At 42.4% G+C, this 11,196-nt stretch carries 9 protein-coding genes and 1 rRNA gene; 2 read left to right on the plus strand and 8 right to left on the minus strand.

The window, feature by feature from the left end; genetic code table 11:
• Positions 1-6: 6 nt before the first annotated feature.
• The 7 genes from ACDQ55_RS20980 to ACDQ55_RS21010 form a co-directional block, all read right to left on the minus strand.
• The gene (locus ACDQ55_RS20980; protein ID WP_420983605.1) at positions 7-1,134 is read right to left on the minus strand and encodes a tyrosine-type recombinase/integrase; all 1,128 of its coding nucleotides are present in this window, start codon (positions 1,132-1,134) and stop codon (positions 7-9) included.
• Positions 1,131-1,517 carry a helix-turn-helix transcriptional regulator gene (locus ACDQ55_RS20985; RefSeq protein WP_420983606.1) on the minus strand — a complete coding sequence of 129 codons (387 nt, stop codon included), beginning with the start codon at positions 1,515-1,517 and terminating at the stop codon, positions 1,131-1,133. Before ACDQ55_RS20985 ends, ACDQ55_RS20980 begins: the two co-directional genes overlap by 4 nt.
• Before the next feature lie 269 nt (positions 1,518-1,786).
• The gene (gene mnmE / locus ACDQ55_RS20990; protein WP_420983607.1) at positions 1,787-3,169 is read right to left on the minus strand and encodes a tRNA uridine-5-carboxymethylaminomethyl(34) synthesis GTPase MnmE; all 1,383 of its coding nucleotides are present in this window, start codon (positions 3,167-3,169) and stop codon (positions 1,787-1,789) included.
• Between the two features lie 100 nt (positions 3,170-3,269).
• On the minus strand, positions 3,270-4,106 hold the full coding sequence (locus ACDQ55_RS20995; RefSeq protein WP_420983608.1) for an energy transducer TonB: 837 nt from the start codon (positions 4,104-4,106) through the stop codon (positions 3,270-3,272).
• Positions 4,107-4,153: 47 nt separating this feature from the next.
• Positions 4,154-4,744 carry an ExbD/TolR family protein gene (locus ACDQ55_RS21000; protein ID WP_420983609.1) on the minus strand — a complete coding sequence of 197 codons (591 nt, stop codon included), beginning with the start codon at positions 4,742-4,744 and terminating at the stop codon, positions 4,154-4,156.
• A gap of 64 nt (positions 4,745-4,808) precedes the next feature.
• Positions 4,809-5,474 carry an ExbD/TolR family protein gene (locus ACDQ55_RS21005; RefSeq protein WP_420983610.1) on the minus strand — a complete coding sequence of 222 codons (666 nt, stop codon included), beginning with the start codon at positions 5,472-5,474 and terminating at the stop codon, positions 4,809-4,811.
• Between the two features lie 70 nt (positions 5,475-5,544).
• On the minus strand, positions 5,545-6,399 hold the full coding sequence (locus ACDQ55_RS21010; protein WP_420983611.1) for a MotA/TolQ/ExbB proton channel family protein: 855 nt from the start codon (positions 6,397-6,399) through the stop codon (positions 5,545-5,547).
• Between the two features lie 745 nt (positions 6,400-7,144).
• On the opposite strand from ACDQ55_RS21010, the gene ACDQ55_RS21015 reads away from it, so the two are divergent.
• Both ACDQ55_RS21015 and ACDQ55_RS21020 read left to right on the plus strand, forming a co-directional pair.
• Entirely contained in the window at positions 7,145-9,709 is a 2,565-nt protein-coding gene (locus tag ACDQ55_RS21015; RefSeq protein ID WP_420983612.1) for a zinc-dependent metalloprotease, read from the plus strand.
• A 142-nt stretch (positions 9,710-9,851) separates the two neighbouring features.
• The gene (locus ACDQ55_RS21020; RefSeq protein ID WP_420983613.1) at positions 9,852-10,877 is read left to right on the plus strand and encodes a LacI family DNA-binding transcriptional regulator; all 1,026 of its coding nucleotides are present in this window, start codon (positions 9,852-9,854) and stop codon (positions 10,875-10,877) included.
• Positions 10,878-11,082: 205 nt separating this feature from the next.
• On the opposite strand, the gene rrf is transcribed toward ACDQ55_RS21020, so the two are convergent.
• Positions 11,083-11,194, minus strand: a 5S ribosomal RNA gene (gene rrf / locus ACDQ55_RS21025).
• Positions 11,195-11,196: the final 2 nt, after the last annotated feature.

The raw sequence follows: 11,196 nt of genomic DNA on the forward strand, positions 1-11,196 counted from the left end.
GTGGGGTTAATTTAAATGTTTATTAATAGCCTTGCTGGCTGCTTTAGCCCTATTTGTATCCGGCACCTTTGCGTAAATCTGGGTAGTCTTCACATGCTTATGATTTAGCATTTTGCTGACAACATAAATATCCTCTCCTTTCTCAATAAGGTCTGTTGCGTACTTATGCCGCCAGTTATGGAACTTAGCTTTATCTTTTAAACCCACACTGGCAAACCATTCCTGTAACCTGCTGCGGGTACGGGAATAGTTCAGATCCGGGAATATTAGCTTATCTCTTTCCTGCTTCTCTCCTAATATATCAACCGCTTGCTGACTGATGTAATGCTTGAAAGATCGTTCGGGCTTGGGGTCTATAATATACACGTACCAGGTACTCAATGCTTCAGAGTAATGCAGATCACTCCATTTTAGAATCTTGATAGCACTAAACCGGAAGCCACTCAGCAAAGCAAAAATGGAAGACCGAAAAACAGTGTCATCATCAATCGGATTCTCCAATAATAATCTCAGCTCTTCATCATCAATTATCTGCCGGAACGTGTCTACATTACTGATTCGCGGTACACGCAAAGTATAATCTTCCGGTAGATACTTATCCAGGAAAGCACTCTGAATGATGAGAACAAATTTATCATAGTAAGAAGCAGCCGAATTCTGGGCGAGCTTCGCTTTTGAGGACTTTAGGGAATTGGTGGTTAACAGGTACTCTTTAAACTTCTTCAGGAATATTTCATCAATGTTTCTGAATTTAAAATGTTCACCCATCCAACGTTTCAGGTACTTGATAGCCGTTTCATGATGAGTGGTATCCACCCCTTCCCGCTGTTTACCCCGAATGAAGTTCAAAGCATACACGTAGAAATCGGCATCCAGTGCATCTTTATTATACAAGCCGTTAGCATCCAGCATCAGGGCTTTCATTCGTTTGAGGTAGATTTTCTCAGCTATCTCATTATACAGTTTGTTCTCCTGTTTTTCCAATGGAGTAACAGGATTAGCATGAAGATGCAGGTTCAGGAACTCCCGCCGGGTGTATTGTTTCGCCTGTGGATTCCATACAGGCGGGTAATAGTCTATATAAAGACTGAGCTTCCCACTCTTCAGCTTCTTATTTCTCAGCGCTCCTCTCATATATTCCCGTATTTGGTGGTTAAATAATCTATCACGGTTTGCCGGTGAAAAAGAAGACTACGTCCCACTTTCAGCTTGGGAAAATCCTCGTCTTTAATCAACCGGAATAAAGTGCGTTCGCTGATGCTGGTAAGAGAAGACAGCGCCTTAATATCTATCAGGTCCCCCAATGGCTTTGAGGCTGGGGTGTCAACCAACCTGGATTTAGAGAGAAGTTGAATATTTGTTTCCGACTCTACTTTCTGTACACGTTCTTTTTTCTCACGTAGTTTATAATTGCGGCGGGCGCAGGTAAGCGAACAGAATTTGGTTACTGTCTTTTGGGCGATGAACACTTCTCCGCAATGCTCACAAATCTTCTTTATCCTTAAATGACTACTCATTTTTTAGAAGTTGAAATTGGAACTATTCGGAGGCTACTGTCTGGGGATGAACTAAACTGTCTATCACTGTCCTATACTGTCAATTACTGCCATTATTTCCCTATTTCCCCATGTATATTTGTACCTCCGTATCTTATTACTAATTTAGAGGTTTATGGATCAACAACAAAATAAAACAAAGGAAAAATTAGGCATCCTGTCAAGATGCAACACTGATAAGCATTATGTTAGGTAAATAAAGAAAAGTAGATGTAAATAAAAGAAAGGGCTTACTTCCCGATACAAAACTTACTAAAAATATAATCCAGCCGATCCTCATTCGTTACTTCTCCGGTTATCTCTCCCAAATAGTGAAGGCATAATCTTATATCCAGCGCCAATAAGTCTCCTGGCAAACCATTGTCCATGCCCTGTTTTACATTTTGCAGCGACTTAAATACTTCCTGTAAAGCGGCGTGGTGGCGGGCATTGGTGATAATAGTATCTTCCGTATTGATGTCTCCGGCCATTACTTTTTGTACCAGGGTATCTTTCAGTTCCTGGATATGCGCATGATTTTTTGCTGAGATAAACAGGATACCGGGGATGGTGGCAAACTTTGATTGTATGTTTGTTTTGCCGGCTACATCCGTTTTATTTCCTACTAATAGATAGTTAATGTGGTCGGCTTCGAATGCTATTATTTGATTGCGTATATCCGTAACAGTGAGTTCGTTCACATCAAACAAATAAACCACTACTCCTGCTTCGCGGATCTTCTCCATGGTTTTCTGCACTCCGATATGCTCAATGGTATCCTGACTCTCGCGTATGCCGGCAGTATCAATGAGTCGGAAAAGAATACCATCTATATTGAGTACTTCTTCGATGGTATCACGGGTGGTACCGGCAATGTCGCTCACAATAGCCCTGTTTTCATTCAGCAGGGTGTTCAGCAAAGTAGACTTACCGGCATTGGGTTTACCAACAATGGCCGTATTTACTCCATTTTTAATCACGTTGCCCATGCGGAAGGAATCTATAAGATGTTGCACCGTGCCGGTAGCATTGGTAACAAGGGTATATAATCCTGAGCGGTCGGCAAATTCCACGTCTTCCTGGCTAAAATCAAGTTCTAATTCAATAAGCGCAGAGAAAGTGATTAGTTGTTCGCGCAGGGCCTGTAGCTCTTTGGAAAAACCTCCTCTCATTTGCTGCATCGCTGTTTGATGGGACGCCGCTGAATTGCTGGCGATAAGATCCGCCACTGATTCTGCCTGGGTAAGGTCTAGCTTGCCGTTGAGAAATGCACGTTGAGTAAATTCCCCTGGTTTGGCCAGGCGGGCGCCTGCTTTCACGGTAGCGTCAATAATTTGTTGTTGGATATAGGGAGAGCCATGACAGGAGATTTCTATTACATCTTCCCCGGTATAGGAACGGGGACCTTTATAAAGGCTTACCACTACTTCATCTATTACACGTCCTTCGGCAACAATGCTACCAAAATGCAGGGTATGGGTAGCTTGCCCTGTAAGATCTTTAGAGGGGAATAACTGGTTACAGATAGTATAGGTATCAGGGCCACTTAGCCTGATTACAGCAATGGCGCCCAAACCGGGAGCAGTAGCTACAGCAACAATGGTATCATCAAATCCGGTTAATTTACCCAACATATCTGTTATAATTTAAGAGGGCACAAATTTACGTACATAAAATCAAAAGGTCCCGTTCCGGTATTGGAACGGGACCTTTCGAATATTTTTAGAAACAGTACTACTCCTGCAAAGTAAAGCGGATAGGGAGGTTAAACTGTACAGAAACCTGGCGGCCATTTTGTCTACCAGCTTTCCATTTAGGCATGGTTTTCACCACGCGGATAGCTTCTTCCTCGAGGCCACCACCTTTTGCGGCACCTACTGTTTTTACATCTTTAATGTTTCCTTCAGAATCTACTACGAACTGAACGAATACTGTACCAGAGATACCGTTTTCCTGCGCAACGCGTGGGTAACGGATATTTTTGTTCAGGTACTTCGCCAGCGCTTCTTCACCACCAGGGAAGGTAGGAGGCTGCTCTACGAAAGTGAAGATCTCTTCTTTAGCAGGAGCAGGAGGCGCGGCTACCACACCTGTACCTTTGCTGTCTTCCAGCAGTCCTGGGTCTACCCCGTTAGGATCACCTTCTACAGTTTTAGTACTGATGGCCTTATCTTTAATATCCTCGTGTTTAGGAGGTTCCTCATCCGGTGGTACTTCGTTATCTTTCTTGATAACCGGAGGAGTAAATTGTACTGACGGTTTTACCGGTGGTGGTGGTGCAGGCGGTGGAGGTGGTGGAGGTGGTGTTTTCGGATCATCCGGTAACTTCACTTCCTCCATCTTAATTTCCTGAATCACAGGCTTCTTGGTACTTTCTCCCTCAGAAGCTTTCACCCACTGTGTGATCATGTACGTTGCAAAGAAGATAAAAAACAGAGATGCAGTTCCCAAAATGGCGTTCCGCACACGTTTATTATACTGTCTCCGCAAATCGTACGCCCCATATTCTTTATTCCTGCCGTCAAACAGGATATCAAGAAAATCGGACTTTAAGACTTTAGCAGAATCCATTGTTGTTGTTTTATGATGGATGCAAAAAAATAATTAATTCCACAAGACTATTTAACACCATTCGCAGCTTCGGTGGATTGAATCCACTTCTTATCCTGATCGCTGATGTCTACCGTTGCATAACGTTGGATACGATTGATCGCCATTTCGTCAAGAATATCCACGAAGTTTTTATAACTAGCCTCATCATCAGCTTTTATAATTACTACAACGTCTTCTGGCTCACCCTTTGCATTTCTCTGTCTAGCTACTTCATCCCTTTTCTTAATGATCTCATCTCTGATTCCTCCGGTGTTAGCAAAACTAGTTGCCTTGAAGAAGTCAGGATTAGCAGAAGCGTTAGGATCTTGCGCTAAACCTTCGTAATAGTAAACTCGATTATCTTTCCCGAGTAAGATAGTCAGTGCGGTACTTTCTTTTACCTTGTTCTGATCTTCTTCTTTATCGGTATCTTTTGGCATGATCAAGTCCATTGTTTTGGGCTTGGACATGGTAGTGGTAAGCATGAAGAAGGTGATCAACAGAAAACCCAAATCCACCATCGGTGTCATATCCACACGAGTAGATTGTTTTTTGGATTTCGTTCCACCATGTTTTTTCCCTTTCCCACCACTACTACTGGTATCCATTTCTGCCATAGTAGCCAATTTTTTTTAGTTCTTAAATCAACAGCCTTCCAGGTCAGGAAGTAGTTGCTGTCGTTTACTCTTTACCAGCCTCTTTATTAGCCTGTTGTTCTTCCCAGGCGGCTGTACCTTTTGGAGGTTCCTCCAGGTTTGTTACCAGATTCAGTTTCTGAATGTGTTTCTTCTTGAAGGTATCCAGGATTTCCTTGATCTTAGGATAAGGAGTCTGGTTATCCGCTTTGATACAGTACTTCAGGTTATTGAAGCTACCACCTTGAGCAGCGATACCATATTCAATCCAAGCACCTAATTCATTGTTCGCAGAATCGGTAGGTATACCTTTATCCAAACCGGAAGCTTTACGTTGATCTTCGCTTAAAGAAAGATATTGCTTCAGATCTTTAATTGGTGTTCCCACGCTGGCGCCTACTACAAAGCTCTTTATCTCTTTTTCATCCAGGCCCAGATGGTACTGCGTGTTCAAATCTTCTATCAGCTTTCTTCTTTTTGGCTGTCCATCCATACTGAAAAACACTCTGCCATCCTTATCTACTGTGAATAACAACACATCAGAATCAGGTAAAAGGGTAGTGTTTATAGAGGATGGGGTAACTACTGTTACCGGTTCATCCGGTTTAAACTTAGTTGCCAGCATAAAGAAAGTTAACAGCAGGAAAGCCACATCACACATTGCCGTCATGTCAATGTTGGTGCTTTTCCTTGGCATTTTAACTTTAGGCATCTTTACTCTGTTTTATAGTTCACTTTAATAAGATTCAAAACCGCTTGCATTCCATAAAATAATCAAAAGATTATTTGTGGTTAGCAGCAAAGCTCTGAGTTAAAGTAAAACCAGATTCGTCAATAGCGTAAGTGATGCTATCGATATTGGTAGTAAAGTAGTTATACATGATAATGGAGATAGCGGAAGTACCGATACCCAGCGCAGTGTTGATCAACGCTTCGGAGATACCACCTGCCAGCTGTGCAGAATCTGGTGCACCACCGGTAGACATCGCCGCAAACGCACGGATCATACCCAATACTGTACCGAACAGACCTAACAGAGTTGCTACTGATGCGATAGTAGATAAGAACACCAGGTTCTTTTCCATCATTGGCAGTTCCAGTGCAGTGGTTTCTTCGATTTCGTTTTTGATAGTCAGGATCTTCTGTTCTGTGTCCAGATCAGTGTTAGATATCATTTCTTTGTACTTTTTCAGACCAGCTTTCAGTACATTACCCACAGAACCTTTTTGTTTGTCACACTCAGCCAGTGCTGCATCTATATTGCGATTAGCCAGGTGATACTGTACTTTACGTACCAGCTCAGAACCACTGAATTTACCTTTTGCTTTTGTCAGATACAGGAAACGCTCAATTACGAAAGTCAGACAAACCAGTAATACAGAAATCAGCACAGGTACGATCAAACCACCTTTGTATACAGTACCAAACCATTTACCAAGACCAGACTCGATTGGGTTGCCTTCTGGATTGTTACCCTGGAAGTTGGCTGGGTTACCTAATACAAAAAAGTAAAACAGAAAACCTATTACTAAGCAAATAGGCACAGCCAACGCCGCGAACAGGTTGGATGACTTTTTAGGTTGATGAGAAGAAGCCTTAGCTGTAGCTGCAGTCACAGTTGTTTTAGTCTCAGCCATGTTGATTGAAATTTTAGTGTTAAAAATTAAACTATTGTTTGTTAGAAGTTACTAATTACGATTTACATGGAATGCCCCTCAGCACTCAATTTACTGTTTTATTCAGTGATTCGCAAAGTTATAAGGTTGGTCCAAAAAAACAAGTGCAGCCCGAAAAAACCCACAAAAATTAACCTTCACGCGCAAAAGCCCCATCACAGGGCTTTTTATACCACTCGTTTTTTAGAGCAAACACTTACATAAGCGAATAAACCAATATGCAGTTCTCACAACTGATTGTTACTGTCCAATTCTTGAAATTATTTGATTATTCTTCAAAGTTGGACGCACAATTTAAGAAAAAATTCAAATGTTCCAACAGAAATCTTACAATTCCGAGAACAGATTTTATCCTTCTCCAGTCAACACTTTCAGCCAAAATACCCCTTATCTGGCACTATATGATCAAATATGCTCACGCTACCCCTTCTAAAACTCAATACGGACGTGAATATCAGCACCTTATTATCTATCCCGGCCATATGAAAGTATTGTTTGCTATAACAACAAATATTTACATAAAAAAAGTTGCCTGCGCAACTAGTGTTTTAACATCTTCTTATCAAATTCACAGCATTTTTTCCATTCCTACAGGCATTACTACGCTTATGGATTTTCCTGATAAGTTAATACTTAATATACTTACTTGCAAAGTGTTTTAAAAAAAATGCCACACGATCATCAAAAACCATTTTATTAAACTGTAATGAACAAGCCAACCAATCACAAACTGATAGTAGCCATGGCGGCCTTGCTATGCCTGGGTACTACAGTGCTCCGCCCTGCCTATGCTCAAGGGAAAAAACATGCGGGGAATACTACGCCAACTACTCCTGCTCCAGCTAAAGATTCTACCGGTAAGCCTCCCATGATCAAACCAGGCCCGAAAGCTGGCCCGAAGCCTTTTGCAGATGTTATTACCGATAAAGCCCAGAGCGACTCTGGTTTATTCAACATATACAAACAGGAAGACCACTACTTCTTTGAAATTCCAGATTCCCTGCTGGGAAGGGATATACTCGTAGTAAACCGCCTCTCCAAATCCGCAGCCGGCCTTCGTGCCATGATGATGGGCTTTAGTGGCGATATTATCGGCGAAAATGTAATCCGCTTCGAACAAGGGCCTAACCAACGCATCTTCCTTAAAAATATCTCCTACTCTGAGGTATCTAAAGATTCCACACAGCCCATGTTCACCTCTGTAAGGAATTCTAACCTGCAGCCTATTGTGGCTGCATTCGATATTAAAGCATCGTCTAAAAATGGTAAGGGTGCCATCATAGACATGACAGAGTATATCAGTGGAGATAACGATATCCTGTTCTTCGATGGCATTGTAAAGAATATTCTCAAACTCGGTGGTGTTCAACCAGATAAGTCATACATATCCGATGTAAAATCTTATCCGATGAACACGGAAATCAAAACTGTTAAAACCTATAGTAAAAGTGGTGGGCCTATGATGCCAGGCATGCCCCCTTTGCCAGGTGGCAACGCTACGGTAGAATTAAACAGCTCTATGGTATTGCTTCCTGCTGTACCCATGCAGCCCCGCTACTTCGATCCACGTGTAGGTTACTTTACCACGAGCGTTACCGATTTCGATGCTGATCCACAAGGTGTTAAAAGACTCCAAATGGTTACCCGCTGGCGCCTGGAACCCAAACCAGAAGACATGGAAAAATACAAACGTGGCGAACTGGTAGAACCTGCAAAGCCTATTGTATTCTACATTGATCCCGCTACACCGGAAAAATGGCGTAAATACCTCATCATGGGGGTAAACGACTGGCAAAGCGCCTTTGAGTCTGCTGGTTTTAAAAACGCTATCATCGCTAAAATGGCGCCTACCCGGGAAGAAGATTCTACCTGGTCTATCGAAGACGCCCGCTTCTCTGCAATCGTCTACAAACCTTCTGATGTACCTAACGCCAGCGGTCCGCATGTGCATGACCCCCGCTCTGGAGAAATCATTGAAAGCCATATTAACTGGTACCACAACGTTATGCACCTGCTGCGTAACTGGTACTTTGTACAGGCCACTCCTAACGATCCACGCGCCCGTAATATGCAGTTCAGTGATGAACTGATGGGTGAGCTCATACGCTTCGTATCTTCCCATGAAGTTGGCCATACATTAGGTCTCCGCCATAACTTTGGCTCCAGCTCTACTTATCCAGTTGAAAAATTACGCGATAAAGAATGGGTGAAGAAAAATAGCCATGCAGCTTCTATTATGGACTATGCGCGCTTTAACTACGTAGCTCAGCCCGGAGATGGAATTACTGGCGCCGATCTCTACCCTCGCATCAATTATTACGATAAATGGGCTATTGAATGGGGATACAAATTAATTCCCCAGGTAAAATCTCCGGAAGAAGAAACTCCTGTCCTAAACAAATGGACCATCGAAAAACTGAAGGATAAAAAATATTGGTTCGGTACAGAAAGTAATCCGGATGATCCAAGATCACAAAATGAAGATCTTGGCGACAATGCCATGATAGCCAGTGGATACGGCATTAAGAACCTTCAGTATATTATGCCTAATCTCCTCAGCTGGACAAAGGTTGATAATGAAGGTTATGCTAATTTGTCTGAACTATACCGGGAAATAGCCACTCAATTTGGCCGCTACGTGGGACATGTAGCCAAAAATGTTGGGGGGATCTATGAAACGCCTAAAACCATAGAACAGGATGGTGTAGTGTATGAATATGTGCCAAAAGCTACTCAAAAAGAAGCTATCGCATTCCTGAACAAACAACTCTTTACTACACCTAAATGGCTGCTCAATCAAGATCTGCTGAGCCGTATTGGCGCTGATGGTGGTTCCTTGATTCTTTCCCGCCAGGAACCTATACTAGACAGATTAATGAGCACTAATACGCTCAATAAACTAACAAATGGTGAAGCTGCATTAGGTGAAGGAAAGGCGTACGCACCTACAGAAATGCTGAACGATCTGCAGAAATCTATCTTCTCAGAAATTTATGCGCATCAATCTGTAGATGTTTACCGCAGAAACCTGCAGCGTGCATTTGTGGATAACCTCACAGAGCTTTTAGCGCCTGCTGCACCTGTTAATCCAATGCTTGCCGCCTATGCGCCGCCACCTGCTTCTAAAACTGATGCTGCCGGTATTGGCCGTACACAACTCCTGGCCCTAAGAACAACACTGCGTGCTGCTACAGTCACTGGCGATGCAATGACCCGCAGTCATGTTCAAGACCTGATTGCCCGCATCAATAAAGCCCTCGATCCTAAATAACGATCAAGTATATACGAATTATCTGCACCCTTTCCGCTAATACCGGAAAGGGTGCTTTATTTGATATCCCTCACAATACCTATTAATTCTTCCGGAAAATGCTTAATATCGCTTCATTATTTACTTATTGAAGCCTCAAAAAGTGAAAGATCGGTCCAATAAAATAACGATTTACGACATTGCTCAAAAGCTGAATCTCTCTGCATCTACCGTTTCACGTGCTTTACAGAATAATCCACTGATTAACCTGGAAACACGCGAAAAAATACAGCACGCAGCTGCAGAAATGGGCTATGTCCCTAACTGGATTGCTTCCAGTCTTCGCAAAAAACGATCAAATATTCTGGGCTTAATTGTACCTCGTACCTCCATGTACTTTCAAAGTACCGCCATTAGCGGTATTCAGCATGAAGCCCACAAATATGGATTCAGCATCGTTATCGGTCAATCGGATGAAACAGTGGCGATGGAGAAAGAATTGGTACATACTTTTTATTCACTTCGTGTAGATGGATTGTTAGCGGTAGCCTCTATGTTCACTACCAATGTCGACCATTTCAATCCTTTCATTAAAAATAATATCCCACTGGTATTTTATGACCGGGTACCTTCCGATTTCCAGGGGTATACTATTACCGGAGATGATTTTAAGGGGGGCTTTCTGGCTACCGAGCACCTGATCAAACAAGGGTGCAAACGCATTGCCCACTTTTCAGGACTGCTTAGCTGTAATCTTTACCAACAAAGGCTGGCCGGCTATAAAGCAGCATTAGCGCAATACGGTATTTCATTCGATGAAAAGCTGGTTTATATAAATGACCTTACTATGGATGCTGCTACAATAGCAGCTCACCAGTTATTCGATTCTTCACAATTACCAGATGGTTTGTTTGCCTCTAACGACAGCTCTGCTGTTGCCTTTATCCGCGAAGCCAAGAATAGGAGTATTACAATACCCCAACAAATCAAAGTAGTAGGATATTCCAATGATCTTTCCTCCCGTATTATATCCCCCACTTTAACCACTATAGAACAATCCGGTTATAATATGGGGCAGAAAGCGGTAGAAACCATCGTTCAATTGATTAATCAGGAAGAAAATGTAAAAGTGACCAAAAACTTTGTGTTCCCCGTAGAACTAATCAAAAGAGAATCTAGTTCGTTATAAACGCTTAAGCATTAACACTTAAACCAGCAAGCAATATTCCGCTGCTTAAAACAATATATAGCATTATCGGGAGATGATGATACTGGAGGATTAAGCCAGGGCTATTAAAAGAAAAGGCTATTTCCTGCTCAGAAAAAGTATTTGGCAAGAAAAGGTATAAAAACAAAAAAGCCTTGACGTTTTCACATCAAGGCTTTTATAATAAGTATGGCAGCTACCTACTCTCCCGCATGATATTGCAGTACCATCGGCCATGAGGGGCTTAACTTCTCTGTTCGGAATGGGAAGAGGTGAACACCCTCGGCATAACCACCATAAG

Source organism: Chitinophaga sp. 30R24 (assembly GCF_049056765.1).
In the GTDB taxonomy this organism is placed as follows: domain Bacteria; phylum Bacteroidota; class Bacteroidia; order Chitinophagales; family Chitinophagaceae; genus Chitinophaga.